The 24,746-nt window shown below is 66.8% G+C and carries 21 protein-coding genes; 6 read left to right on the forward strand and 15 right to left on the reverse strand.

What is annotated here, in order from left to right; all coding sequences use genetic code 11:
• Positions 1 to 2,208 carry an FUSC family protein gene (locus GA645_RS22350; RefSeq protein WP_152225548.1) on the reverse strand — a complete coding sequence of 736 codons (2,208 nt, stop codon included), beginning with the start codon at positions 2,206 to 2,208 and terminating at the stop codon, positions 1 to 3.
• Position 2,209: 1 nt separating this feature from the next.
• A complete protein-coding gene (locus tag GA645_RS22355) occupies positions 2,210 to 3,718 on the reverse strand; it encodes an efflux transporter outer membrane subunit (protein ID WP_152225550.1) in 1,509 nt (502 codons plus the stop codon).
• A gap of 201 nt (positions 3,719 to 3,919) precedes the next feature.
• Here GA645_RS22355 and GA645_RS22360 point away from each other — a divergent pair, with 201 nt between their 5' ends.
• From GA645_RS22360 to GA645_RS22370, 3 genes are all read left to right on the forward strand, one after another.
• Positions 3,920 to 4,855 (forward strand): LysR family transcriptional regulator, encoded by a 936-nt coding sequence (locus GA645_RS22360; RefSeq protein WP_152225552.1) that lies wholly within the window; start codon positions 3,920 to 3,922, stop codon positions 4,853 to 4,855.
• A gap of 266 nt (positions 4,856 to 5,121) precedes the next feature.
• The gene (locus tag GA645_RS22365) at positions 5,122 to 6,096 is read left to right on the forward strand and encodes a D-glycerate dehydrogenase (RefSeq protein WP_152225554.1); all 975 of its coding nucleotides are present in this window, start codon (positions 5,122 to 5,124) and stop codon (positions 6,094 to 6,096) included.
• A 96-nt stretch (positions 6,097 to 6,192) separates the two neighbouring features.
• Complete coding sequence (locus GA645_RS22370; protein WP_152225556.1) at positions 6,193 to 6,882, forward strand: alpha/beta hydrolase; 690 nt, start codon at positions 6,193 to 6,195, stop codon at positions 6,880 to 6,882.
• A gap of 49 nt (positions 6,883 to 6,931) precedes the next feature.
• On the opposite strand, the gene GA645_RS22375 is transcribed toward GA645_RS22370, so the two are convergent.
• Complete coding sequence (locus tag GA645_RS22375; protein ID WP_152225558.1) at positions 6,932 to 7,831, reverse strand: DMT family transporter; 900 nt, start codon at positions 7,829 to 7,831, stop codon at positions 6,932 to 6,934.
• A 136-nt stretch (positions 7,832 to 7,967) separates the two neighbouring features.
• On the opposite strand from GA645_RS22375, the gene GA645_RS22380 reads away from it, so the two are divergent.
• The gene (locus tag GA645_RS22380) at positions 7,968 to 8,843 is read left to right on the forward strand and encodes a helix-turn-helix domain-containing protein (RefSeq protein ID WP_152225560.1); all 876 of its coding nucleotides are present in this window, start codon (positions 7,968 to 7,970) and stop codon (positions 8,841 to 8,843) included.
• 816 nt (positions 8,844 to 9,659) lie between these two features.
• Here the strand turns inward: GA645_RS22380 and GA645_RS22390 are convergent.
• From GA645_RS22390 to GA645_RS22415, 6 genes are all read right to left on the reverse strand, one after another.
• Positions 9,660 to 9,983 (reverse strand): DUF3325 domain-containing protein, encoded by a 324-nt coding sequence (locus tag GA645_RS22390; protein WP_152225562.1) that lies wholly within the window; start codon positions 9,981 to 9,983, stop codon positions 9,660 to 9,662.
• Positions 9,983 to 11,506 (reverse strand): PepSY domain-containing protein, encoded by a 1,524-nt coding sequence (locus GA645_RS22395; protein ID WP_152225563.1) that lies wholly within the window; start codon positions 11,504 to 11,506, stop codon positions 9,983 to 9,985. The genes GA645_RS22390 and GA645_RS22395 overlap by 1 nt, the downstream gene beginning before the upstream one ends.
• Complete coding sequence (locus GA645_RS22400) at positions 11,503 to 11,817, reverse strand: DUF3649 domain-containing protein (RefSeq protein ID WP_152225565.1); 315 nt, start codon at positions 11,815 to 11,817, stop codon at positions 11,503 to 11,505. Before GA645_RS22400 ends, GA645_RS22395 begins: the two co-directional genes overlap by 4 nt.
• Positions 11,818 to 11,907: 90 nt before the next feature.
• Complete coding sequence (locus GA645_RS22405) at positions 11,908 to 12,495, reverse strand: hypothetical protein (RefSeq protein ID WP_152225567.1); 588 nt, start codon at positions 12,493 to 12,495, stop codon at positions 11,908 to 11,910.
• A 219-nt stretch (positions 12,496 to 12,714) separates the two neighbouring features.
• The gene (locus tag GA645_RS22410; RefSeq protein WP_152225569.1) at positions 12,715 to 15,156 is read right to left on the reverse strand and encodes a TonB-dependent siderophore receptor; all 2,442 of its coding nucleotides are present in this window, start codon (positions 15,154 to 15,156) and stop codon (positions 12,715 to 12,717) included.
• Between the two features lie 86 nt (positions 15,157 to 15,242).
• On the reverse strand, positions 15,243 to 16,640 hold the full coding sequence (locus GA645_RS22415; RefSeq protein WP_152225571.1) for a PLP-dependent aminotransferase family protein: 1,398 nt from the start codon (positions 16,638 to 16,640) through the stop codon (positions 15,243 to 15,245).
• Positions 16,641 to 16,778: 138 nt separating this feature from the next.
• On the opposite strand from GA645_RS22415, the gene GA645_RS22420 reads away from it, so the two are divergent.
• Both GA645_RS22420 and GA645_RS22425 read left to right on the forward strand, forming a co-directional pair.
• Positions 16,779 to 17,660 carry a DMT family transporter gene (locus tag GA645_RS22420; protein ID WP_256675996.1) on the forward strand — a complete coding sequence of 294 codons (882 nt, stop codon included), beginning with the start codon at positions 16,779 to 16,781 and terminating at the stop codon, positions 17,658 to 17,660.
• Positions 17,661 to 18,104: 444 nt separating this feature from the next.
• Complete coding sequence (locus GA645_RS22425) at positions 18,105 to 20,135, forward strand: DEAD/DEAH box helicase (RefSeq protein ID WP_152228254.1); 2,031 nt, start codon at positions 18,105 to 18,107, stop codon at positions 20,133 to 20,135.
• A gap of 79 nt (positions 20,136 to 20,214) precedes the next feature.
• Here the strand turns inward: GA645_RS22425 and GA645_RS22430 are convergent, their stop codons facing one another.
• The 6 genes from GA645_RS22430 to GA645_RS22455 all read right to left on the reverse strand — a co-directional run bounded on the left by GA645_RS22430 (position 20,215) and on the right by GA645_RS22455 (position 24,737).
• On the reverse strand, positions 20,215 to 21,195 hold the full coding sequence (locus GA645_RS22430; protein WP_152225573.1) for a FecR domain-containing protein: 981 nt from the start codon (positions 21,193 to 21,195) through the stop codon (positions 20,215 to 20,217).
• Positions 21,192 to 21,725, reverse strand: coding sequence for a sigma-70 family RNA polymerase sigma factor (locus tag GA645_RS22435; protein WP_152225575.1), 534 nt, complete (start codon positions 21,723 to 21,725; stop codon positions 21,192 to 21,194). The genes GA645_RS22430 and GA645_RS22435 overlap by 4 nt, the downstream gene beginning before the upstream one ends.
• Positions 21,726 to 22,013: 288 nt before the next feature.
• The gene (locus tag GA645_RS22440; protein ID WP_152225577.1) at positions 22,014 to 22,799 is read right to left on the reverse strand and encodes a 3-hydroxybutyrate dehydrogenase; all 786 of its coding nucleotides are present in this window, start codon (positions 22,797 to 22,799) and stop codon (positions 22,014 to 22,016) included.
• Positions 22,800 to 22,826: 27 nt separating this feature from the next.
• A complete protein-coding gene (locus GA645_RS22445) occupies positions 22,827 to 23,174 on the reverse strand; it encodes a YceK/YidQ family lipoprotein (protein WP_152225579.1) in 348 nt (115 codons plus the stop codon).
• A gap of 56 nt (positions 23,175 to 23,230) precedes the next feature.
• Positions 23,231 to 23,569 carry a YceK/YidQ family lipoprotein gene (locus GA645_RS22450; protein WP_152225582.1) on the reverse strand — a complete coding sequence of 113 codons (339 nt, stop codon included), beginning with the start codon at positions 23,567 to 23,569 and terminating at the stop codon, positions 23,231 to 23,233.
• Positions 23,570 to 23,603: 34 nt separating this feature from the next.
• The gene (locus tag GA645_RS22455) at positions 23,604 to 24,737 is read right to left on the reverse strand and encodes an ABC transporter permease (protein WP_152225584.1); all 1,134 of its coding nucleotides are present in this window, start codon (positions 24,735 to 24,737) and stop codon (positions 23,604 to 23,606) included.
• Positions 24,738 to 24,746 lie beyond the last annotated feature (9 nt).

Raw genomic sequence — 24,746 nt, forward strand, 5'->3', positions numbered from 1 at the left:
TCAGGCAACATGGAGAGTCTTTCCCGAAGAGGTTTTGCTGTCGCGCAGCGGCGACTGCGGGTCGAGCAGGCTGCTGCGGATGAAGTGCAGGTAGCTGAGCACGCGGCGCAGGGGCGAACTCTCGAAGTCCGGCGCGCGCGGCTCGTCGGTGTTCTTCACGCAGTCGATGGCCTGCTCCACGGCGGCCAGGGCGCGCTCGCGGTTGGCTTCGCTGGGGCGTACGAACAGTCGGATCAATGCACGGCCCATGGCGCGAATGGCCTGGCGCCAGGGCGAGGACTCGGCGTAGCAGGGCTCGTCGGGCAGGGCCTCCTGTTCGACACGCAGCTCGATGACCGCGTGACCGATCTCCAGCACCACGAAGGTCCAGCGCAGCAGGCGACGCTGCATCTGCGGGCTGCGCGCGGCCGCGCCGTAGGCCTGGTTGAGCAGGTCGCGGGTGCCGCTTTCGAAGGACGACACCAGGCCGTCGAGCTTGCCGCTGATGGCTTCCACCACGCGCAGGCGCAAATCATTCTCCAGGCGGCGCCACAGCCAGGCGCTGGTCGGCGGCATGATCACCGCGACGATCACCGCAGCCAGGCTCTGCGACAGCACCAGGGCGATGTATTCGTTGAGCATGCGGCCCGGATCGTAGACGGTGAGGTTCGCCGGGATCGCCCCGAAACTGAAGAACACCAGCAGGCCCAGGCCGTAGCCGGCGTACTTGGGCTTGATCGAGAGGAACGCGCCCACCGCGAACACCGGCGCCAGGGCATAGGCCAGCAGGGCGAAACCGTCGAGGTGCGGGAACACGAAGAAGGTCTCGGAGAAACCGAGGATCGCCGCGAAGAAGGTGCCCACGGCCATCTGCATGGCCAGCTTCGCCGGGTCCGGCGCGGCCGAGACCAGCGCAGCGACGGCGGCGGCGTTGAGCACGAAGGTGCTGCCGCTGGGCCAGGCGGTCTCGATCCAGAACAGGCCGAAGGTCAGCACCATCAGCGCGGTACGGCCACCGGCCACCAGCGAGGCGACCAGGTTGGCCTTGGGCGAGAAGCCGTGCTTCCAGTTCTCCCGCTCGTGCTTGTGGGCGGCGAGGGAGGCGTGGGTCAGGGCATAGTTGTAGAGATCGTCGGCCAGGCGGTAGAGCAATTCGCCGGCGGTGTTGTAGTCCAGCAGCGCGGACGGATCATCCTGCTCGTCGAGCAGTTGCCCGCGGCCGGCGCGGATGCACTGCATCATCCGCGAGCGGTGGTTTTCCAGCTGCGCGGCGAGATGTTCGGCGTCGCGCTCGGTGACCGACTGGCCACGCCAGGGGGCGAGCACCTGGGCCAGTTCATCCAGGCAAGGCTGCAGCGCGCGCAGCACCGCTTCGGCCCCCTGCGCACGCAGGCGCACGAGCAACTGGTGCAGCGCGTTGTAGCGGGTGGTGAGGACCATGAACTCGTTGTTCAGGCGCGACAGGCGTCCCGAACGCAGGCGCATGTGCGGGTCTTCGAAGCGAGTGGCGCTACGCAACGCTTCCAGGCCCACGGCCTGGGAGGCGAAGGCCACGTTGGCGGCCTCGAACTTCGCGCGCTCGCCGCCAGCGAGGTTGTCCAGGACGAACCCGGCGAAGGCGCCGAAACGCTGGTACAGCGCGCTGCGCATGGCGGTGGTGGAGGTCTGCGGGAACAGCGTGGCGCTGACCACGGTGGAGCAGACGATGCCCAGGCAGATTTCCAGCACCCGCCAGATCGCCGACATGAACGCGGCCTCGGGGTGCAGGGTCGCGGGCAGGCCGATCAGCGTCGCGGTGTAGCCGGCGAGCATGCAGGCGTAGGAGCGGAAGTCGCGGTAGCGCGCGGCGCCCACGGTACACAGGCCGATCCACAGCGCGGAGACGAGCAGGAACAGCACCCGCTCCTGGGCGAAGATGGCGATCAGCGCGACCATCACGGAAAGGCCGATCAGGCTGCCGAGAATCCGGTAGAAGCTCTTGGCGAACACCTGGCCGCTCTGCGGCTGCATGACGATGAACACGGTGATGGTCGCCGTGCTCGGCTGCGGCAACTCCAGGCGCATCGCCAGCCACAGGGTCAGCAGCGAGGCGAGCAGCACCTTGGCGATGTAGATCCAGGTGACGCCGTCGCTGCGCCCCCACTCCAGCAGCGCGCGGCGCAGGGCGTCGAGCGCTGCCGGCGAGCGGCCGGCAGCGTTGCCGCTGCCGGGATAGGAATTACCCGCCATCTCAGCGCTCACCCACCGTGCGGACGTCGACGGTGCCCGGGACCATCTTGTGCTCCTTCGGGCCTTCCTGCTTGTCCATCAGGCCGCCGCCCAAGGCGACGACGAGGCCGGCATGGGTGGCCAGGCGCGCGGCGCGAACCTGCTGTTCCACCAACTGCTGCTGGAACAGGCGGGTCTGCGCGTTGAGCACGTTGAGGTAGTCGGTCAGGCCGCCACGGTACGCCTTGGTGGCGATGTCATAGGTGCGCTGGGCGGAAGCCACGGACTTCTCGGCGAAGCCCTGCTGCAGCTCCATGGAGTGCATGCGGATCAGCTGGTCGGAGATGCCCTTGAGCGCATTGACCAGGGTCTGGTTGTACTGCGCCACGGCGGCGTCATAGCCGGCCGACTCCTGGCCGAGCTGCGAGCGACGGCGGCCGCCATCGAAGATCGGCAGCGAAATGGCCGGGCCGACGCCGTAGGTGAACTTCTCGGCGTTGAGGAACTCCAGCACGCCGCCGCCCACCGCGCTGTAGCCGATGCTGGCGACCAGGTCGACGTTGGGATAGAACTCGGCGCGGGCGACGTCCACGCCCTTGGCTTGCGCCGCGACCTTCCAGCGGCTGGCGACCACGTCCGGACGGTGGCCGAGCAGTTCCATCGGCAGCTTGCTGGGCAGGCCCGGCCCTTCGGTGAGCTTCAGGCTCGGGCGCTGGATCGAGGCGCCGGCGCCGGGGCCCTTGCCCGCCAGGGCGGCGATCTGGTTGCGGCTCAGCTGGATTTCCTCGTCCACCGATTCGATCTTGCGCTCGGTTTCCGGCAGCGGGGTTTCCGCCTGGCTGACTTCGAAGTGGGTGCCGATGCCGCCGGCCAGGCGACGCTGGGCCAGGGCCAGGATGTCCTGCTGCTGCTTGAGCATGGCCTTGCCGATGTCCAGCTCGGCGTATTGCAGCGACAGCTGGATATAGGCGCGGACGACATTGCTCTCCAGCTCCAGCTGGGCCATGCGCGCCTCGGCGGCGGTCATCTTGGCGATGTCCATGTAGCGCTCGGTGTTGCTGCGCTCGCGTCCCCAGAGGTCCAGCGAGTAGCTAAATCCCAGGGCGGCGTTGTTGTTGAAGGTGGTGGTGTCGGCCAGGTCGCCCGGACCGTAGAAGTAGTCGGTCGGCCAACGGTGGCGGGTCAGCGAGGCATCGAGATTGACCTGCGGCGACTCGGCGGATTCGGCGACGCCGGCCATGGACAGGGCCAGGCGTACCCGCGCCTCGGCCTGCGCCAGGGTCGGGCTGCCCTCCAGCGCGGTCTTCACCCAGGCATTCAACTGCGGATCACCATAGGCGCGCCACCACTGCTCGGCTGGCCAGCCAGCTTCCTGGTTGGCGTGCGCGATGGCGGCGTCGGTGCTCAGCTGCGCGTCGCCCAGGCGCTGTTCCTGCGGGGCGATGCCATTGGTGCTGATACATCCGGCGATTGTTGAAAAAATGACAAAGGAGCCGACGAACGTCAGTCCTTTCACGAGGTGACGCGACACGGTGAGGGTCCTGGAAGTGATCTGGCTTTTCAGCATGGGTCCGGCGTGGAGATACCGGCAGAGCCAATTGCGGCAATTGAATTTTAGGGAGACGGAAGGAAACGGATAAGACGGCTGATTTGTGATTGTTTGTTACCGATAATGAAACAATCTCTATCTTCATCCGTGTGACAATGCACCGCTCCCACTGACGAGGCCCCCATGGACACACTGCAGACCATGCGAGCGTTCGTCTGCGTCGCGGAAACCGGCAGCTTCACCGCCGCCGCGCAGCAGCTGAACACCACTACCGCCTACGTATCGCGCGCGGTGGCCAATCTCGAGTCGCACCTCCAGGCACGCCTGCTCAATCGCACCACCCGGCGCATCGCCCTGACCGAAGCCGGCCAGCGCTACCTGCTGCGCTGCGAGCAGATCCTCGCCTACGTCGAGGAAGCCGAGGCCGAGGCCAGCGACGCCCACGCCCGCCCCGCCGGTCGCCTGCGCGTGCACTCGATGACCGGCATCGGCCAGCACTACGTGATCCGCGCCATCGCCAACTACCGCCAGCTGCATCCGGAAGTGACCTTCGAGCTGACCATGGCCAACCGCGTGCCGGACCTGCTCGACGAGGGCTTCGACGTGGCCATCGTAGTCGCCTCGGAACTGCCGGACTCGGGCCTGGTGTCGCAGCGCATCGGCGAGACCTACAGCATCCTCTGCGCCTCGCCGGACTACCTGACGCGGCGCGGTGCGCCAAAGACGCCGTCGGAGCTGATCGAACACGACTGCCTGCGCCTTATCAGCCCAGTACTACCCCTGGACAAGTGGTTGTTCGATGGTCCCAACGGCCAGGAAATGATTACTCTAGGCCCCTCGCCCTTCCAGGTGAACGTCGGCGACGCCATGACCGAGGCCATCAGCTCCGGCATGGGTATCAGCGCACTGCCCGTCTACTCGGCCATCGAAGGCCTGCGCGACGGTTCGCTGGTGCGCGTATTGCCGCACTACAAGCTGCAGCAGCTGAACGTCTATGCGCTGTATCCGTCACGGCAGTACCTGGATGCGAAGATCAAGACCTGGGTCGCCTACCTGCGGGAAAACCTGCCTGGCGTGCTCCAGGCCGATGGTGCGGGCGTCGCCAGCGTCACGCCCTGATCCACTTTCCCGCGTTTGCGGGCAAGTTCGCTCGATGTAACTCCTCCCCCCGGTGTGAGCGAACTTGCCCGCAACCCTTATGCCTCTGGCTCCCTGTAGGAGCGCGCCATGCGCGCGATCGCGGGCATGGCCCGCTCCTACAACAAACTCCAGCGCCAAGCCTGCCTACCGTTCGATAACCGCCCGACGTGCACACCAGCCTTGCCCCGCCCCATCCCGCCGGTGGTAGGGTTGGCCCCTCATCTATTTCCAGCCGTCCGAGCACCATGAAAAAGAACGTCTTCGTCTTCAGCCGCCTCGCCCCGGAACATCTCGACCGCCTGCGCAGCCAGTTCAACGTCACCGTGCTCGATCCCAAGCAGGGCGATGTGAACGAACAGTTCGCCGCCGCCCTGCCGACCAGCCACGGCATGATCGGCGTGGGCCGCCCGCTGGGCGAGAAGCAACTGGCCCAGGCCGGCCAACTGGAAGTGATTTCCAGCGTCTCGGTCGGCTACGACAACTACGACCTCGCCTACCTGAACCAGCGCGGCATCCCGCTGACCAACACCCCTGACGTGCTCACCGAAACCACCGCGGACCTCGGTTTCGCGCTGATCATGGCCACCGCCCGGCGCACCGCCGAGCTGGACGCCTGGACCAAGGCCGGTCAGTGGAAGCGCACCGTGGACACCCCGCAGTTCGGCGTCGACGTGTACGGCAAGAAGCTCGGCATCCTCGGCCTGGGCCGCATCGGCGCCGCCATCGCCCGCCGCGGCCGCTTCGGCTTCAACATGGACGTGCTCTACCACGGCAACAGCCGCAAGCCGGAACTGGAGCAGGAACTGGGCGCGCGCTTCTGCGGCTTCGAGGAGCTGCTGGGCGAGGCGGACTTCGTCTGCGTGGTGGTGCCGCTGTCGGAGCAGACCCGCAAGCTGATCGGCAAGCGAGAGCTGGAACTGATGAAGCCCAGCGCCATCCTGGTCAACATCGCCCGCGGCCAGGTGATCGACGAAGCCGCGCTGGTGGAAGCGCTGCAGGAAAAACGCATCCTCGCCGCCGGCCTGGACGTCTACGAGAAGGAGCCGCTGGCCGAGTCGCCGCTGTTCGCCCTGCCCAACGCCGTGACCCTGCCGCACATCGGCTCCGCCACCTTCGACACCCGCCGCGCCATGGCCGAGTGCGCGCTGGACAACTTCGAGACCGCGCTGCGCGGCGAGCGGCCGAAGAACCTGGTCAACCCGCAGGTGTGGAAGGGCTGAGGCCCACCACTCATCCGGCTGCCGCGTCGCGCCACACAGCGCACCTATCCTTATCAGGCCTGCCCGGCCGGGCAGGCCTGCCTGGAGGAGCAGCCTATGAGCGAATTGCCCACCATCGTCCTGGTCCACGGCTTCTGGGGTGGCGCCGCGCACTGGAGCAAGGTCATCGTCGAGCTGACGCGGCTGGGCCACACCGGCCTGCACGCGGTGGAGCTGCCATTGACCTCGCTGGCCAACGATGTCGAACGCACGACGAAAATGATCGCGCAACAGAAGTGCCCCGTCCTGCTGGTCGGCCACTCCTACGGCGGCGCGGTGATCAGCCAGGCCGGCAACCACCGGCAGGTCGCCGGTCTGGTCTATATCGCGGCCTTCGCCCCGGATGCCGGGGAAAGTCCGGGCGCCATCACCCAGGAACACCTGCCCGAGGCCGCACCCAATCTGGAGCCCGACAGCGACGGTTACCTGTGGATAGAGGCCGACAAATTCCACCAGAGCTTCTGCCAGGACCTGAGCGCCGACGAAGCACTGGTGATGGCGGTGACCCAGAAGGCGCCGCTGGCCAGCACCTTTGGCGACGCGGTCAGCAGCCCGGCATGGAAGGCCAGGCCGTCCTGGTACCAGCTGTCCAGCGCGGACCGGATGATCGCGCCCGCCAACCAGCAGCGCATGGCCGCGCGGATGAATCCGAGAAAGGTGGTGAGCCTCGACTGCAGCCATGCCTCACTGGCATCGCGGGCCGGGGAAGTGTCGGCACTGATCGACGAGGCCGCCCGGTCGCTCTGACCGGCTCGAAACTGCGCTGGGCTGGATACTCGCCAGCCCAGCGCCCCGCTCACGCCCGCGCGGGTTGCGCCGTCATCTTCGGCTGACGCTTGCGGAACACCAGCACGTTGCCCGCCATCACCAGCACCAATCCGGCCAGCGCCGGCAGCGTCCACTGATAGCCCTCGACATAGGCCGAGACGTTCAGCGCCACCACCGGGAACAGCACGGTGCAGTAGGCGGCGCGCTCCGGCCCCATGCGTCCGACCAGGGTCAGGTAGGCGGTGAAGCCGATCACCGATCCGGGGATCGCGAGGTACAGCAGCGAGCCGACGTACCGGGTGCTGCTGTCGAAGGTCAGCGGCACGCCCTGCACCACGCAGATCGCCAGCAGGATCAACGAGCCGTAGAGCATGCCCCAGGCGTTGGTGGACAGCGGGCGCAAGCCGGCTTTCTGCTGCAGGCTGGACAGCAGGTTGCCCGCCGAGAAACACAGCGTGCCGGCCAGGGCCAGCCCCAGGCCGTAGTAAGTCTCGCGGCCGGCGCTGTGGCTGGAGAGCTCCGGCCAGAACAGCAGCACCAGCCCGACCAGCCCCAGGGCGCCGCCCGCCAGCACGTTCGGCGCGATGCGCTGGCCGAAGAAGACCCGTGCGTTGAGCGCGTTCCACAGGGTGGCGGTGGAGAACACCACGGCGACCAGCCCGCTGGGAACCCACTGGCTGGCGGTGTAGAAGCACAGGAAGTTCACGCAGAACAGGCACAACCCCTGGGCGAGACAGATCGCCTGACCGCGCCGGCCCAAAGGCTGCAGGCGGCGCGAGACCAGCAGCAGGGCGAACAGCACCAGCGCCGCCAGGCTGAAGCGGTAGGCGATGGACAGCGGAATGGCGACCACGCCGACCTGCAGCTTGATGGCGATCCAGGTGGTGCCCCAGATGAGCACGGTGAGCAGGTAGAGCGAGAGGTTCATGGCGGTCTCCGGGTTCCAGGGAAACAGTCTCCCGCCCTGCCCCAGCGCCGGCTTGCAGATTCTTGCGCTTATTGCGAAAACCAAGCTGGCAACTCACGCCCGCGCGAGTAGAGTTGGGCGCAACAGGGGAACCTCCATGACCGCCATCCAACAGCTCGAAGTCTTCCAGTCGATGAACTCGTCGCCCAACGCCCGCCTGGAGCGTTGCGCCGAGCTGGGCGACGGGCTGTCGGCGGCGATCTGGAGCAACAGCCACGACGCCCGCGACTACCACGCGCCCAGTCACCACACGCTGTCCTGCTACCTGAACGACGGCACCGGCACCTTCCGCCGTGGCGACCCCGGCAGCAAGGGCGCGCCGGACAAGCTGTGCGTGATGCCCGCCGGTTCCGAGTCGGCCTGGATCGTCAACGGCGACATTCGCCTGGCCCACCTGTACATCGACCAGGAACAGTTCGCCCTGGGCTGCATCCGCCTGCTCGATCGCGAACCGCGCGAGTTGCAACTGCACGAGCGGACCTTCCTCGACGACCCGCAGCAGGCGGCGCGCTTCCGCCAACTGGTGAAGCTGGACTGGCACGAACCGGGTGAGCGCATCCGCACCAGCAGCGTGGCCCATGAGCTGATCGATCATCTGCTGCTCAATCAGGTGGGATTGCGCGAGGGACTCCGGTTGAAAGGCGGTCTGGCCCCGGCGATGCGCCGGCGCGTGGCCGAGTACATCGAACAGCGCCTGGACCAGCCGCTGTCGCTGGGCGAGCTGGCGATGCAGACGGCGCTGTCGGAATACCACTTCGCGCGGATGTTCCGCGAAAGCTTCGGCATGCCGCCGCACCAGTACGTCCTGGCCCGCCGCGTGGCCCTGGCGCAACGCCTGCTGCGCGACACCCGCCAGCCGCTGGCCCAGGTTGCCTTGGCCTGTGGGTTTTCCAGTGCCAGCCACTTCGCCAACCGGTTCCGCTCGGTGGTGGGGGGGACGCCGGGGGAATATCGGCAGGCGTTCGAGGAGTAGGGTTCGGGCGCGTATCGGGCGGTATGCGGGGCTTTGCGCTTCCAGTTGGGTGTTTCTGCGCCGCTTCGGCGTGTACTGGGACTTTTTGTTTCGCCCCCTCGGGCGAGTCACTTTGCCAAACGACGGATGGCCACCCCACGCAAAGTAACCAAAGGTCTTGCCCCTGCATCCGGTTTTTCGCTTAGGCGAAAAATGCCCTCGCTCCATCAGAGTTTCAGGGGCACGCGTCGACGGGCCATCCATGGCCCAACGACGCTCTCGCGACATCCATGTCGCTCAACCCCTGAAACTCCGATTCCACTCGGCCTCCTGAAGGGGCGCTCCGGTGCGTGCGGAAGTTTCTCTGGAAACCGCTTTTCGTAGGAGAGACGGGGGCGCCTAGCCTTTGTCCGCGAAGGCTCACCTTTGCCCCCATGCTGCAGGATGAACACCTGTAGGGCGAATAACGCGCAGCGTTATCCGCCTTGATGGGTTTCGCTTCGCTCTACGCCATCCTACGAAGAGCACCTCACAGTCGCCGGCGCGCGCAGAGTCCCGTCAGGAGGCCGAGTGGAGGTATTGCGCAGAGGGGCGAGCGGCATGGATGCCGCGAGAGGCGTAGAGGGCCAGGGATGGCCCTTCTACGCCGACCCTCGGAGCGATACCGGAGCGAGGGGACCCCGGCGAAGCCGGGGCCGGATGTCGGGACGAGACTTTTGCCTACTTTGTGGCGTTTGACAAAGTAGGTCGCCCGAGGGGGCGAAACCCAATACATCAACGCACGCCGAAGCGGCGCAGAAACACCAAGCAAGACGGCTTGTTCCTACAAAACTCCCCTCAGCCCAACACCGCCACTACCCCGCCCAGCAGCGGCATCGCCGCCACCGTCGGCAACACCCAGCGCGGTCGCCAGGCCAGCAGCAGGACCAGCATGGCACCGGCAATCATCAACAGGCACGCCCAGTAGACGATGCCCAGTTCAATCCCCTCGCGGTGAATCGCAAAGGCCAACGCCAGGGCACCATCCACCAGCGCGACGACGCGCAGCAGTCGCACACGGACATCGGACGGCGCGCTGCCGAACAGATCACGATGATGGCGCGACAGCGACAGGCAAACCGCCGCCAATGCCAGCAGGTTGAGACCGAACACCAGCAACATCAGGCGAACTCCTCGGTACGGCCACGACGCACACGCACGGGCTCGGCGCGTTCGCGACCCGGACGCCAGGCCAGGAAGGCACACAGTGCACCCATCAGCAGAAGGCCGAGATCGATACCTGCCATCAACCAGTCGCCCTCGGCCATACGGGTCGTCAGTTGGCCGGGCTCGGGTCCCAACAGGCCAAGCACCGGCAGCAGGAGCGCCAGTGCGGCAAGCGCACCGAGCTGCTCGCGGGCCATGCCACGGCCGCCACGACGCCAGACGGCATGGGCCAGCGCCAGCAACCAGATCACCACGAACGCGGTCGCCTCCCAGCGCTCACGCCCGATCATCTCGGCAGGCAGCAGGCGCGACGCGGCCAGCAGACCCAGCGAGGCCAGCGGCAGGCCGCCGCACACCGCGCCATTGAGCACCCTCACCAGCGCCAGGGCCCGGTGTCCGCGAGCCTCGCGCTTGCTCACCCAGACCTGCAGACCGCCGAAGACCATCGCACAGCCCAGCAGACCAAGGACGAAGTACATGACGCGCAGCAGATGGTTGCCGAACTGCGCCATGTGCAGGCCGGTCAGCCAGGCGTAGGTGTGATAGCCGGGCTTGTAGGGCGGCTGGACATGCAGCAGCGCTCCGCTGCCGGAGTCGAACGACACCGTGCGCTGGTCGTTCGCCATGCTGCGATCGACGGCCCGTCGGATCTGGACCATCGCCGCGGCGTCGTTGGGATGCTCGACGTTGATCCAGCCCACGGCGCTGTCGTCGCCCCAGGCCTCTCGCGCTTTCAGGATCATGCGGTCGATGGACTTCGGCGGCTTGGCCGGCTTTCCCAGCTCCTCCCGCTCGAAGGCGCCCTGCACTTCATGCTCGAAGCGTTCCATGTCGTTCTTGTAGGCGGCCTGGATGCCGGCGGTCATGTAGAAGGTGATGAAGATCGCCAGCCCCGTATAGGCCATCAGCAAGTGGAACGGCAGGCCGAGTACGCCCAGCACGTTATGCGCATCGAGCCAGGCGCGCTGCCGGGCCGCTTGCGGCCGCAGGGTGAAGAAGTCCTTGAAGATGCGCCGGTGCACGATCACGCCGCTGACCAGCGCCACCAGCATGAACAGACCGGCCACGCCCACCACATAGAGGCCGATGAGGCCACCGTGCAGTTCGTAATGCAGTTCGAAGAAGAAGTTGCCGCCGACGCTGCGCGGCAGCACTTCGCCGCTCTGCGCATCGACCAGGAAAGACTGGAACTCACCCACGCCCTCCGGCTCCCAGCCGGCGGTCCAGTAGGGCATGCGCTCGCTCGGCGGCAGCATCCAGTAACCGTGGGCTCGCGGCGCGCGCTCGGCGAGCAGCTCGCGGACCTGGTCGGCGCCGACCTGGATTTCTTCCAGCGGTTGGAGCTGCGGCAGCATCCAGCGAGTCAGCTCCTTGTCGAACACCGCCAGGGTGCCGGAGAGCAGCACCACGAACAGAATCCAGCTGACCAGCAGCCCGCTCCAGGTGTGCAGCCCGGACATGGATTGGCGCAGGCTCATGGGCGCACCCCGTAGCCACCGGGAAGGAAGGCCGCCAGGCCAAGCACGACACTCAGCGCCACCGGCGCCCAGACTGCACGCCAGGGGCTGCGCACGCCGAAGACGTAGATGATCGCGGCAACCCAGACGAAGAAGCTGGCCAGGCTGGCGAACGACACGCGATCAGGGCGCGCCATCGGCAAGTAGACACTGAGAAAGGCCGTGGCGGTGTAGGCCAGGGCATAACCACCGAACACGGCACTCAGGATACGCGCAGCGACGGCGCCGGCCCGGATACCGCTCAGGCGTCGGGCGTGCGGGGAAGCAGACATTGGGGTGAATCCTGCAAAGCCTCCCGGGGAACTCCCAGGAGGGTTATTGAAAAGCAGAATTATATGATATTGCTTCTCAATTAAAAGAAATCAGTCAGCCTCTTTGTCAGCGCCTGTGTCCGTCTTCCGCTGCACGGCATAGGTCCCGCTGACATCCATGGCTCGCAGCAAACCACCCATCACCCGGTCGGCCTCGACGGTGAGATTCTCCGGCAGCTCTCCCAGCAGGATGCGCGACTGGCCGGGAACGAGCTCCACGGCAGCAACCACGCTGCCCTGCTCGAACAGGTATTCATAGATCAGCAGGTGCCCCACCCCCGGCGGGTCCGTGAAGTCGGCGATCCGGCGCAACACGTTGAGCGCGCCGATCACCCACTCGCGGCTCTCGGCGAACTCCAGCACCGCCAGGGTCCAGATCCCGGTGGTCTCGTCGTAGTGGTTCCGGGCCGGCGAGCGAAGGTGCCGGCTCCAGCCGTCGATCCAGGCCTGCGCCGTGGTGCCCTGCCCCAGTTCGCACAGCTCGCGCCAGGTCATGTCACCGCGCCAGCGCCGATTGGCATCGAGCCAGTGCTCAAAGTCATCGAAGCAGGCTGCGGAGCCCGCTTCGCTTTGCAGGAAAGCCTCGAGATTCGGGCGACTGATGGCAACCTTCAGGTACAGCTGGCACGGCTGGGCCATGGAACATCCTCAGTTCTTCTACTCATTGTTGTCACCCCGGGACGCCAGGCCCCCGGGTGCTGAAGCGATTATCCTAGAGCCTCGCCGCATCCCGGTTTCGCCCCATGAAGTCATCTATTTCCGATCACTTCGTACGACAGTTCAAAATCCCTGCAATCGAGCGCCCATGTGCCTGCACGCGCCGCAGACCTGGGCAAAACGCCATCCCTGGCGCCCGTCTCACCAGCGGTAGGTCGCGGTCCCGGTGACGATGCGACCGTTGCCGAAGATGCAGCGGGTGGCGTCGTAGCAGCCGGCGATGTATTCGCGGTCGGTGAGGTTGGTGGCGTTGACGGCGAAGCGCCAGGGGCCGGTTTCGTAGTGCACGGCGGCGTCCAGCAGCGTGTAGCTGGGCACGTTCAGCGAGTTGTCCGGGGCGCCGGGGCTGCGGCCGTTGTAGCGCGCACCGGCGCCGAAGCCCAGGCCCTTCAGCTCGCCGTCACGCAGGGTGTAGTCGGCCCACAGCGAGGCGAGATTGCGCGGCGTGGGGATGCTGACCGGCGTCTTGCCGTCGCTTTCATCGTTGGCCTTGGTGATCTTCACGTCCTGGTAGGTGTAGGTCGCGACCAGGTTCAGCTCGTCACTCAAGCTGGCCACGCCCTCCAGTTCCAGCCCCCGCGAGCGCACCTCGCCGGTCTGCACGTTGCTGTTGATGTGGGTCGGGTCCGGATCAGGGGTGACCACGTCGCTCTGGGTGATCTCGAATACCGCGGCGGTCAGCGAGCTGTCCGAGCCCCTGGGCTGGAACTTCACGCCGGCTTCGTACTGCTTGGCCTTGGTCGGATCGAAGGGTTTGCCGAAGTAGTCCGTGCCGGCGTTGGGCGTGAAGCCTTCGCTGTAGCTGATGTAGGGCGCGAGGCCGTTGTCGGCGAGATAGACCAGGCCAACGCGGCCGCTGAAGGCCTCGTCGTTCTGGCTGGCGTGATTGCTCCCCGCAGTGCTGCTGGTGTCGGTAGTGGAACTGGCCCAGTCATAGCGGCCACCCAGGGACAGCACCCAGTGGTCGTCGAAGTGCAATTGATCCTGCAGGTAGACACCGGTCTGGCGCTGGGTCTGGTCGGTGTAGGTCCAGTCATCCGGGGTGAAGGCGGACGGGTCCACCGGGCCGTAGGACGGGCCGCCGTAGAGGTCCAGCGGCGTGGTCAGCACATAGGCCTGCGGGTCCTTGGTCTTCTGCCGCTGCCAGTCCAGGCCGAGCAGCAGGGTATGGCGCAGCCAGCCGGTGCTGAAGTCGGCCTGGGCCTGGTTGTCCAGCGTCCAGCGGGTGTATTCGGGGTTCTCGATCCCGGCGTAGCGCATCAGCGTGCGGTCGTCGCCGCCTTCCATGCCCCAGTAGCCGGTGGTGCCGACGCCATAGACCATGTTGTCGTTCAGATCGAGATGGGCATAGCGCAGGTTCTGACGGACCTGCCAGACATCGTTCAGACGCGTCTCGAACTCGTAGCCGAGGCTGAATTGCTCCTTCTCGTACGTGGAGAAGTGCTTGTCGCCGGTGAACAGGCTGCGGTGGATCCTGCCATAGGGACTGTGCTCGACCGTGCCCACCGCCGGCAGGAAGTTATCCTGGGCGTTGGTGTCGTCCTTCAGGTAGCTGGCCATGACCGTCACACGAGTATCCTCGTCCGGCTGCCAGCTCAGCGATGGCGCCAGCGCCAGGCGCTTGTCTTCCCAGGGCGTATCGCGGATGTCGCCCTCGTGGCCGACCATCACCACGCGATAACTCCAGACCCCGGCGTCATCCAGCGCACCGGTGCTGTCGAGACCCAGTTGCTTGCGTGCGTCGCTGCCGTACTGCACCTGGACTTCATGACTGGCGATAGTGCTCGGTCGCTTCGACACCTGGTTGATCACCCCGCCGGGATCGCCCTGACCGTAGAGCACGCCGGCCGGGCCGCGCAGCACTTCGACGCGCTCCAGCATGTAGGGGTCGATCATCCAGCTGGCGAGGTTGATGGTGTTGGGCAGTTGCAGACCGTCCTGGTAGGTGGTCGGCGAGAAACCGCGGATCACGGTGTACCAGTCGGAGCGGTTGTTCGAGCCGTAGGACGACACGCCCGGCGTATAGCGCAGCGCCTCGTTCACCGAGTGCACGGCCTGGGCCTCCATGCGCTCGCGGGTCACCACCGAGATCGACTGCGGCGTCTCGTGGATCGGTGTGTCGGTCTTGGTCGCGGTGACGCTGCGCTTGGCCACGTAGCCCTGTACCGGGCCCTTGGGGTCCTCCTCGACCTGGCCGGTGATGGTCTGCGCGTTCATTTCCAGCGCGCCTTCGGTGGCGCTGCGCTGCAGGCGGTAACTGCCATCGGTGCTGGCCTCGGCGGAAAGCCCGCTACCGGACAACAGCACGGCGAAGCCGGCATCCACCGAATAGTCGCCGGCCAGGCCCTGGCTGCCGTGGCCACGGGTCAGTGCCGGGTCGAAGCTCAGTAGCACTCCCGCCTGGCGGGCGTAGGCATTCAGTGCATCTTCGAGGCTGCCGGCGGGCACGCTGAAGTGCTGCGCGGCGGGCGCGGCCATGGCGCAGGAGTAAGGCAGCAGCGGCAGGCTGGCGGCCAGGCCGAGCGCGGCGATGCGCAGGGCGCGCGTCAGCGGACGCAGGCTCGCAGGGTGAACGGCAGACATGGCATTTCCTTGTGCAGATTAAGCGGGACTGCACAGAGGCCGTACGACGAAGGAAAACCTGCAAGCCGATCTGAAAATTTTTTCCGTCAGCGCCCGCGCGCCACGTCCATGGCCCGTTCCAAGCCTTCGAACACGCGCGGCGACAGGCACTGGGCGACGTTGAAACGCAGGAAGCCGGTGGCGCTCTGGCTCAGGCTGAAGACGTTGCCCGGCGCCAGCACCAGGTTGTCCGCCAGCGCCGCGCGGGACACCTCGGCGGCGTCCAGCCGACCCGGCAGGCTGGCCCAGATGAACACGCCGCCGCGCGGCTCCAGCCAGGGCTGGATATCCAGCGCGCGCAGCCGCTGCAGCGTTTCGCCCATGGCGTCGGCCAGACGCGCGCGCAGGCTGTCCAGGTGCCGGCGGTAGCTGCCCTTGCGCAGCAGCTCGTAGAGCATTTCGGCGCTGAACGGACTGTTGCCGAAACTGGTGGCCAGCTTCAGGTCCACCAGCCGCTCGCACCACTCGGGCTTGGTGGCGATATAGCCGCAGCGCACCGAGGCCGACAGCGTCTTGGAGAAGCTGCCGACCTGGATCACCCGCTCCAGGCCGTCGAAGGCCGACAGGCGTGGTGCGCTCTCGTGTTCGAAGTCGCCGAAGATGTCGTCCTCGACGATCAGCAGGTCATGGGCCTCGGCCAGCTTAAGCAGGCGATGGGCGACCAGCGGCGAAAGCACCGCCCCGGTGGGGTTATGGAAGGCCGAGTTGGTGATGTACAGGCGCGGCCGGTGCTGCTCCAGCAGGCTCGCCATGGCGGCCACGTCCGGCCCGCTCGGCGTGTAGGGCACGCCGACCACCTGCACGCGGTGCGCACGCAACAGGGCCTGGAAGTTGAAGTAGCCGGGGTCGTCCACCAGCACGCAATCGCCCGGTTCCAGCAGAAAACGGCAGACCAGGTCGATGGCCTGGGTGCCATTGTCGGTGAGCACCATCTGCTGCGGGCCGACCGGCACGCCGTAGTCGGCCAGACGCCGCGCCAGCTGCTCGCGCAGGCCGGAATGGCCGTAGGGGCGACCGTACTCCAGCAGGCTCGACTGCGGCGCCCGGGCGATCTGCCGCAGTGCGCGGCGCAGCTCATCCTCCGGCAGCCAGGACGGCGGCAGCCAGCCGCAGCCGGGCTTGAGCGAGGTGTCGGCGGCCTCCAGGGACTGCCGGGATATCCACAGGGGATCGATGCTGCGGTCCAGCGCCGGGCTGATCTCCGCCAGCGACAACGGCGGTGCATGGCCGCTGACATAGAAGCCGGAGCCGCGCCGGGCGGCGATCACCCCATCGGCGACAAGGCGGTCGTAGGCTTCGACCACGGTGGTCTTGGACACCTCCAATTGCTCGGCCAACTGGCGGATCGACGGCAGCCGCTCCCCCGGCACCAGCGCCCGCGCGGTCAGGCGCTCGCGCACATGGTGCATCACCGAATCGACCCGCGTGCTCTTTGGCCTGCCCATTTCGCCCTCGCCCGCCCCTGACTAATATGTACCGGGATAATTTACGGACAGTTTGCGCAAATTGTACCCCTCTGTCACTGGCCGCTCGGCGGGCCCCGGCGCATCCTCGAAGCTCGCTCTCCTGCTGGATGAACCACCATGAACAACACTCTCGCCATGAACCGCAATCTCGGCGGCTGGCTCAGCGGCTTCCTCGGCGTCCTCATCTTCAGCGGCTCGCTGCCGGCGACGCGGGTGGCGGTGGCCGATTTCGACCCGACCTTCCTCACCCTGGCCCGCGCCAGCATCGCCGGGCTGCTGGCGGCGGCCATCCTCATCGTGCTGCGGCAGAAGCTGCCGGCGCGCAAGGACCTGATCCCCCTGCTGGTGGTCGCCGGCGGAGTGGTGGTGGGTTTCCCGCTGCTCACCGCCCTGGCGCTCAAGCACGTCAACTCGGCCCATGCCATCGTCTTCGTCGGCCTGCTGCCGCTGGCCACCGCGCTGTTTGGGGTGATGCGCGCCGGCGAACAGCCGCGCCCGGCGTTCTGGATCTGCTCGCTGCTGGGCAGCACCGTGGTGGCAGGCTTCGCCCTGTCGCAGAGCGGTGCGGGCAACCTCACCGGCGACCTGCTGATGCTCGCCGCCGTCACCGTCTGCGGCCTGGGCTACGCCGAAGGTGGGCGCATCGCCCGCCACCTGGGGAGCTGGCAGGTGATCTGCTGGGTGCTGGTGCTGTCCCTGCCGCTGATGCTGCCGCTGGCCTGGTACACCCAGCCGGCCACCTTCACCGGCGCCAGTTGGCCGGCCTGGCTGAGCCTGGGCTACGTGTCGCTGTTCAGCATGCTGATCGGCTTCTTCTTCTGGTACCACGGCCTGGCCACTGGCGGCATCGCGGCGGTCGGCCAGCTGCAGCTGCTGCAGCCGTTCTTCGGCCTGGCGCTTGCCGGCCTGCTGCTGCACGAGCAGATCAGCCCGCTGATGGCCGGCGCCACCGTTGCCGTGGTGCTCTGCGTCGCCGGAGCCAAACGCTTCGCCCGGTGACTGACCGCTGGTTTCCTTCCGCGCCCACTAAAGAAAAATCGCGGTATCATCGGGCGTTTGCGTACTCGGCTGGATCGCCGGAAGGAAACTCGGATGAAGCCACCCGCCGAATCTCCACTGCCCGCCATGGAGCGCGACGAATTCGCGCCACGGCCGCGGCTGACCCTGGGCAGCCATGTGCACAGCGGCTTCGACCTGCGCAGCGGGCGCATGCAGAACATCTCCCGGCATCGCGCCGCACTGGCCTTCCTGTATGACGACATGCCGGTCTCCGGCAGCGTCACCCCGCGTTCGGGGCGCGAGATCCGGGTGTTCCGCGACGACCGCATCGTCCGCGTCAGCCGCCAGCTGGAACTCGAGCATGCCTGGCGCCTGGACCTGCGCGAACTGGGCTTCAAGCCGGCAATGCGGCGCAGTGATGCGCTGGAGGACAGCGCCGGGGAAATGTTCGAGCTGCCCGACGACAGCGCTTGGCAGGAGTTCATGCGCGAAGGCCTGCCGCAGCTGCGTGACCAGGGCTGGGAAATCGACGTGCGCCCGGAGTTCGTTTTCGACATCTCGCCGGTCGAAGACTGGTACGCCGAGATCGAGGAAACCGAGGACCGCCAGTGGTTCGACCTGGAGCTGGGTATCCAGGTCGATGGCCGCCGCATCAGCCTGTTGCCGTCGCTGATCGAGCTGATCCGACGCATGCCGGCGCTGCTCGACCCGGTCGCCCTCGCCCGTCACGCCGACGACGAACAACTGGTCCTGCGCCTGGATGCCGGGCGCACCCCGATCCACACCTGGCAGACCGCTTCCGACCGTCCGCTGCGGGTCTCACTGCCATTCGGCAAGCTCAAGCCGATGCTCGGCACGCTGTCAGAGTTCTACATCGGCGAACAGCCGCCGGTACGTCGCCTGCGCATGGGCGCGGCCGACGCCTCGCGCCTCTCCGAGCTGGAAGAGTTGCCGCTGGCCTGGGAGGGTGGCGAGCAGCTACGCGAGATCGCCCACCGCCTGCGCGACTATCGCGCGCGCCCAGCGCAGATTCCCGCCGGCCTCAACGCCGAACTGCGCGCCTACCAGCACGAAGGTCTCAGTTGGATGCAGACCCTGCGCGAAGTCGGCGCCAGCGGCATCCTTGCCGACGACATGGGCCTGGGCAAGACGCTGCAGTCCCTCGCCCACATTCTGCTGGAGAAGCAGGCCGGGCGCCTGACCAGCCCGGCGCTGGTGATCATGCCCACCAGCCTGATCCCCAACTGGCTGGACGAGGCCGAGCGCTTCACCCCGGACCTGCGCGTGCTCGCGCTGCACGGCGCCGGCCGGCGCAAGGCGTTCGCGAAGATCGCCGAGCACGACCTGATCCTCACCACCTACGCCCTGCTACCCCGTGATGCGGAGAAGCTCGCGCAGCACGAGTATCACCTGCTGATCCTCGACGAGGCGCAGAACATCAAGAACGCCGGCACCAAGGCCGCCCAGGCCGCGCGCCACCTGCACGCGCGCAACCGGCTGTGCCTGACCGGCACCCCGCTGGAGAATCACCTGGGCGAGCTGTGGTCGCTGTTCCACTTCCTGCTGCCCGGCTGGCTGGGCGATGCCCGCCAGTTCGCCATCGACTACCGCACCCCCATCGAACGCCACGGCGACCAGGCGCGGCTGACGCACCTGGCCGCGCGCATCCGCCCCTTCCTGCTGCGCCGCACCAAGGAGCAGGTGGCATCGGAGCTGCCGCCCAAGAGTGAGTTCATCCAGCATATCGAGCTCAGCGAGGCGCAACGCGACCTCTACGAAACCGTGCGCCTGGCGCTGGACCGCAAGGTGCGCGACGAGATCGCCCGGCGCGGCCTGGCGCGCAGCCGTATCATCATCCTCGAGGCACTGCTGAAGCTGCGCCAGGTGTGCTGCGACATACGCCTGGTGAACAAGGAAGCCCCGCCGCCGTCCAGCAAGTCGGCGCGCGCGGTCACCTCGGGCAAGCTGGTCTACCTGCTCGACATGCTCGAAGAGCTGCTCGCCGAAGGCCGCCGCGTGCTGGTGTTCTCGCAGTTCACCTCGATGCTCGCGCTGATCGGCGAGGCGCTGGCCGAGCGCAATCTGGAGTACACCCTGCTCACCGGCGACACCCGTGACCGCCGTGCGCCGGTGAAGGACTTCCAGGAGGGCCGCGTGCCGCTGTTCCTGATCAGCCTGAAGGCCGGCGGCGTCGGCCTGAACCTGACCGCCGCCGACACCGTGATCCACTACGACCCCTGGTGGAATCCGGCCGCCGAGAACCAGGCCAGCGACCGCGCCTACCGCATCGGCCAGGACAAGCCGGTGTTCGTCTACAAGCTGATCGCCCGAGGCACGGTGGAAGAGAAGATCCAGCTGCTGCAGCGCGACAAGGCGGCGCTGGCGGCGGGCATCCTCGAAGGCACAGGCTCCGACTGGCAGCTCGACGACGCGGATATCGACGCGCTGTTCGCGCCCTTGCCCAAGGCGGTGTGAACCTGTAGGAGCGGGCCATGCCCGCGATTCGCGCCCATGGGGCGCTCCTACAAAGGCAACGCCCACGGAGCGATGGAACTCAAGCCACCGGCACCAGCGTCACCCACCAGCGCGTCCGATACTGCGCACGCACTGGTAGGCTGCGTTGCAGGGCGGCAATGGCCTGCTCCGGCCGGTCCAGCGGGAACACGCCGGAGATCGCCAGGTCCGCCACCGCCGGATCGCAACGCAACACCCCGGATCGGTAGCGCGCCAACTCCGCGCACAGACGGCCGAGTGTCCACTGCCGTGCCACCAGATAGCCGTCGCTCCAGGCCAGCGAATCGGCGTCCAGCGCCGTCTCGCCGTACAGCCCCTGGCGGTCGAAACGCACCTGGCGACCGGCGACTATCACCTCGGTCGGCTCATCGCGCAGTGCCGGCGTGACGGCCACCGCGCCCTCCTGCACGCACAGCCGCGCATCGCTGCCATCCAGGCGCACGGCGAAGCGTGTGCCCAGCGCCTGTAGGCGGCCCAACGGAGTGTCTACCCAGAAGGTGCGGCGAGCCCTGTCCGGGCCGGTCTGCACCAGCATCTCGCCGCTGTACAGGCGCACGCGGCGGACTTGCGAGTCGTAGGTGATATCCACGGCACTGTCGGTATTGAGCTGCAACCAACCGCCATCGGGCAGCGCAATGCGCCGGCGCTCGCCGACCGAGGTGCGCTGTTGCGCCAACCAGGGCGAATCACGCAGGCCGAAGGTGCCGCTGCCTACCACAGCCGCGCTGCTGGCGAGCAGCAACAGGCTCTTCAAGGCCCGTCGCCGCGCCGGATCGATCGCCGCTCGGCGCAGCGAGCGGCTGGCCACGGCCGGTGCGACGCCGCCCAGGCGTCCGTCGAAGAATTCCAGGCGCTGCCAGGCCTGCTCATGGGCCGGATCGGACGCCCGCCAGCGCTGGCAGGCAGCGATCTCGTCGGCGGCGGCCAGCCCGGAGGCCAGACGTACGCGCCAACCGATGGCCTGCTCCACCACCGAATGCTCCAGACGCGGGGCCGCGTCCACTGCGCCGCTGGGATTCATGGGTAGAGCGCCTGGTAGCAATGGCTGAAAGCCTGGGTCATGTATTGCTGCACCGAGCTGAGCGAAACGCCCAGGCGCTCGGCGATCTGTGGATAAGGCAGGCCGTCGAGCTGCGACAGCAGGAAGGCGCTGCGTACCACCGGTCGCAGGCCGTCGAGCAGGCGGTCGATTTCCATCAGGGTCTCCAGCACCATCGCCCGCTCCTCGGTGGACGGCGCCTCGGCCTCGGGCTGCTGCGCCAGGCTGTCGAGCCAGGCGCGCTCCAGGCTCTGGCGGCGGAAATGATCGACCATCAGTCCGCGGGCGACGGTGGCGAGGAAGGCTCGGGGCTCGCGCAGGCCCTTGAGTTCGCTGCGACCGAGCAGGCGGACGAAGGTGTCCTGGGCGAGATCGGCGGCCTGGTGGCGGCATTCCAGGCGGCGATAGAGCCAGCCGAGCAGCCAGGAGTGATGGCCGGCGTAGAGCTCGCCGACCTGCGAATGGTGTGTAGCCGACGTCACGGGAGCCCCCTGCGCACGAACGCCCTGCATCGAGGCTCAGGTGAAACAAATCCTCAAATGCGAAAACTTATCATTTGCGCAAAGATGCCATGAGCAAGCCATCACGGCAAGGGCTGTGTGCGGGGAAACAAACGTAGGGCGTACAACCGTTCGCGGTTGTACGCCGATAGCCGGGCGCACCGGCGGTGCCAGGCCAAGCCCGGAGCCCCTTGAACCAGCGGCGTCGTGCTGGGTTCGGAGCCCGGACATCAAGACCAAACGGTGTAGAACGTCGAACGTTATACGCCCTACGCTCCCTGTCACATGGGAACAGGGAGCTCAGCGCATTCCCCATCCATGACTCACCAACACCGACTGCCCGGTGAGTGCCGCCGAGGGGAAGCTGGCGAGGAACAGCACGGTCTGCGCCACGTCCTCGACGGTGGTGAACTCGCCGTCCACGGTGCCGCCAAGCATGACCTTCCTGACCACGTCCTCCTCACTGATGCCCAACTCCTTTGCCTGCTCGGGAATCTGCTTCTCCACCAAGGGTGTGCGCACGAAGCCGGGGCAGACCACGTGGGAGCGCACGCCATGCGGACCGCCTTCCTTCGCCAAAGTGCGGGCAAGGCCGAGCAGGCCATGCTTGGCGGTGACATAGGCGGATTTGAGCGGCGAGGCCTCGTGGGAGTGCACCGAGCCCATGTAGATCACCACGCCACCGCGTTTGGCCGGGTACATGTGACGCAAGGCTGCGCGGGTGGTGAGGAAGGCGCCGTCGAGGTGGATAGCGAGCATCTTCTTCCAGTCGGCGAAGGCGAAGTCCTGCAGCGGATTGACGATCTGGATGCCGGCGTTGGAGACCAGGATGTCGATGCTGCCGAAGGTGGCGGCGACGCGGTCGATGCCGCTGTCGACCGCCTGCTCGTCGGTGACGTCCATCGCTACCGCCAGGGCCTTGCCGCCAGTGCCTTCGATCTCATCCACCACCCGCTGGGCGGCGTCCTGCTGCAAATCGGCAATGGCCACTGCTGCCCCCGACCCGGCCAGGGTCAGGGCGACCTGTTTGCCAATGCCACTGGCCGCGCCGGTGACCACCGCGACCTTGCCGTTCAATTGCGTCATTTCATCCTCCGGGTTCTGCGTTGGACGTCAGTCGCGCACGAGCTGGATATCACCGTCGCGGTTCTGGCGGTACAGGGTATAGGGTAGCGTCAGCGTGTCGGCCACAGCGGACAATCCCATATCAATGACCGAATACGGCACCAGCGCAGGCATGTAGCGATAGCCTGAGCCACCGCGCTCGCCGGAGCCGCCATTCATCACGCACAGGTTGTAGACCACGCCGCCATAGACCCGCGGGATAGTGTCACCGCAATAGGTCCCCTTGAGATGAAGATCATCGACCTTGGCAACGTTGTCACTGGACAACGTACGCACCGAGCCGCACCCCGTAACACCCGTCGCGATCAGCAACGCGGCGATCAAGCGATGGATCATGATTCGACTCCCTTTCAACGAATGGCTCACCCGCCTGAGCGGGGAGGCTGCCCCACTCAGTCGCGACGCAGCTCGATACTCCCGTCGCGATGCTGGCGGTAGAGCGTGTACGGCAGGGACACCGTGTCGGTCACGCCGGACAGCAACATGTCCGCCAGCGGCCAGATCACAGTGGCACCGCTGACGCCGCCGCGCGGAACGAAGCGCTCGCCGTGCATCCAGCACAGGTCGTAGGTCACGCCGCTGTAGACCCGGGGAATGACATCGCAATAGGTGCCCTGGAGCTTGATGTCGCTGGCATTGACCACCTCGTCGCTTCCCAGGGTGTGCAACGAACCGCAGCCGGACAGACCGACGGCGAGCAGCAATAGAGCGGTCATTCGAATGTGCATCATGGTGTCCTTTCCTCTTCTTGCGTGAAGCGTTCCATCACCAGCCCTTGAGCTGGTCCCAGCGCCAGTTACGGTACTGGTAGATCAGTGTACCCAGCAATCCATACGCCGCGGCCATGGCAAGGAGGATGAGAATCCTGTCAGCCACGGCCGATAATGGCAGGTTCATCTGGTTCATCTCCACCACGGCGCGGATCGCCCAGGTGGAGGGGATCGCGTCGGCCAGCAGTTGCACCCACTGCGGCATGGCCTGGGGCGGCCAGGTGAAGCCGGCCATGTAGAACAGCGGCAGGGTGATGAAGGTCATGGTCAGGTAGACCGCCTCCTCCGAGGGCAGCAACTCGGCGACGAACTCGCTCATGGCGATCACCGCCAGCAGGAACGGCAGCACCAGCCCCATCAGCATGAAGAACGAGGCGGTCTGCCGGTAGCCCATCATCCACGGCCAGATCACGTAGAAGAGCATCGCCAGCACCGTCCAGATCAGCAGTTGCGCGGCGTAGCGGCCGAAGCGCGTGGAGGTTGGCTGGCGTAGCGAGCGCGGGGTGCCGCCGCGCAGGTTGAGGTTCACCCGCGTGCAGGAGAGCAGCAGGCTGTGCTGCAGGATCAGCGTCACCAGCCCTGGCAGGACGATGGCGGCGAAGCTGGTGCCGGGGTTGAACAAGTCAGTGAGCTGGCCAACCGCCGGTTGCAGCAGGACGTTCGCCTGGGTCTCGGAGAAGCCGCCGCGCATCAGCCGCTCGCGGTTGTAGCGCAGCGACAGCTCGGCGTAGGTGGCGCTGATGTCCTGCTGGATCTGCCCGTTGGCCATGCGGTTGGTGGCGTCGCCAAAGATCGGCACGGTGACCGACTCGCCGCGCAGCACGCGCTTCTCGAAATCCAGCGGAATCACCACGATGGCGAACAGCTTGCGCCAGGCCAGGTCGTGCTGGGCCTCGGGCAACTGGTCGTAGCCGACCGTGGCGATCTTCGGCGCGGCGTCGAGCAGGCGTATCAGTTCGCGGGAAACCGCGCTGTGGTCCATGTCGATCACCGCCACCGGCAGGTCGTTCATGGTGCGGTGCGCGTAGGGCAAGGTGGTGAGTGCCACGGACAGCACCATCAGCAACCACAGCGGCTTGCCCAGCATGTTGGCCAGGGATTCGCGGAAGACGTTCCAGAAGTTTTCCATGCGCTTTCC

The organism is Pseudomonas sp. SCB32, assembly GCF_009189165.1.
Lineage (GTDB): Bacteria > Pseudomonadota > Gammaproteobacteria > Pseudomonadales > Pseudomonadaceae > Pseudomonas.

Excerpts from the sequence above, each read along its gene's own strand:
- GA645_RS22350 (WP_152225548.1), bottom strand. The coding sequence starts at position 2,208 with ATGGCGGGTAATTCCTATCCCGGCAGCGGCAACGCTGCCGGCCGCTCG.
- GA645_RS22410 (WP_152225569.1), bottom strand. The coding sequence starts at position 15,156 with ATGTCTGCCGTTCACCCTGCGAGCCTGCGTCCGCTGACGCGCGCCCTG.
- GA645_RS22365 (WP_152225554.1), top strand. The coding sequence starts at position 5,122 with ATGAAAAAGAACGTCTTCGTCTTCAGCCGCCTCGCCCCGGAACATCTC.
- GA645_RS22395 (WP_152225563.1), bottom strand. The coding sequence starts at position 11,506 with ATGAGCCTGCGCCAATCCATGTCCGGGCTGCACACCTGGAGCGGGCTG.
- GA645_RS22455 (WP_152225584.1), bottom strand. The coding sequence starts at position 24,737 with ATGGAAAACTTCTGGAACGTCTTCCGCGAATCCCTGGCCAACATGCTG.
- GA645_RS22390 (WP_152225562.1), bottom strand. The coding sequence starts at position 9,983 with ATGTTGCTGGTGTTCGGTCTCAACCTGCTGGCATTGGCGGCGGTTTGC.
- GA645_RS22375 (WP_152225558.1), bottom strand. The coding sequence starts at position 7,831 with ATGAACCTCTCGCTCTACCTGCTCACCGTGCTCATCTGGGGCACCACC.
- GA645_RS22420 (WP_256675996.1), top strand. The coding sequence starts at position 16,779 with ATGAACAACACTCTCGCCATGAACCGCAATCTCGGCGGCTGGCTCAGC.
- GA645_RS22380 (WP_152225560.1), top strand. The coding sequence starts at position 7,968 with ATGACCGCCATCCAACAGCTCGAAGTCTTCCAGTCGATGAACTCGTCG.
- GA645_RS22405 (WP_152225567.1), bottom strand. The coding sequence starts at position 12,495 with ATGGCCCAGCCGTGCCAGCTGTACCTGAAGGTTGCCATCAGTCGCCCG.
- GA645_RS22440 (WP_152225577.1), bottom strand. The coding sequence starts at position 22,799 with ATGACGCAATTGAACGGCAAGGTCGCGGTGGTCACCGGCGCGGCCAGT.
- GA645_RS22445 (WP_152225579.1), bottom strand. The coding sequence starts at position 23,174 with ATGATCCATCGCTTGATCGCCGCGTTGCTGATCGCGACGGGTGTTACG.
- GA645_RS22360 (WP_152225552.1), top strand. The coding sequence starts at position 3,920 with ATGGACACACTGCAGACCATGCGAGCGTTCGTCTGCGTCGCGGAAACC.
- GA645_RS22400 (WP_152225565.1), bottom strand. The coding sequence starts at position 11,817 with ATGTCTGCTTCCCCGCACGCCCGACGCCTGAGCGGTATCCGGGCCGGC.
- GA645_RS22415 (WP_152225571.1), bottom strand. The coding sequence starts at position 16,640 with ATGGGCAGGCCAAAGAGCACGCGGGTCGATTCGGTGATGCACCATGTG.
- GA645_RS22430 (WP_152225573.1), bottom strand. The coding sequence starts at position 21,195 with ATGAATCCCAGCGGCGCAGTGGACGCGGCCCCGCGTCTGGAGCATTCG.
- GA645_RS22370 (WP_152225556.1), top strand. The coding sequence starts at position 6,193 with ATGAGCGAATTGCCCACCATCGTCCTGGTCCACGGCTTCTGGGGTGGC.
- GA645_RS22435 (WP_152225575.1), bottom strand. The coding sequence starts at position 21,725 with ATGCAGGGCGTTCGTGCGCAGGGGGCTCCCGTGACGTCGGCTACACAC.
- GA645_RS22450 (WP_152225582.1), bottom strand. The coding sequence starts at position 23,569 with ATGATGCACATTCGAATGACCGCTCTATTGCTGCTCGCCGTCGGTCTG.
- GA645_RS22425 (WP_152228254.1), top strand. The coding sequence starts at position 18,105 with ATGTTCGAGCTGCCCGACGACAGCGCTTGGCAGGAGTTCATGCGCGAA.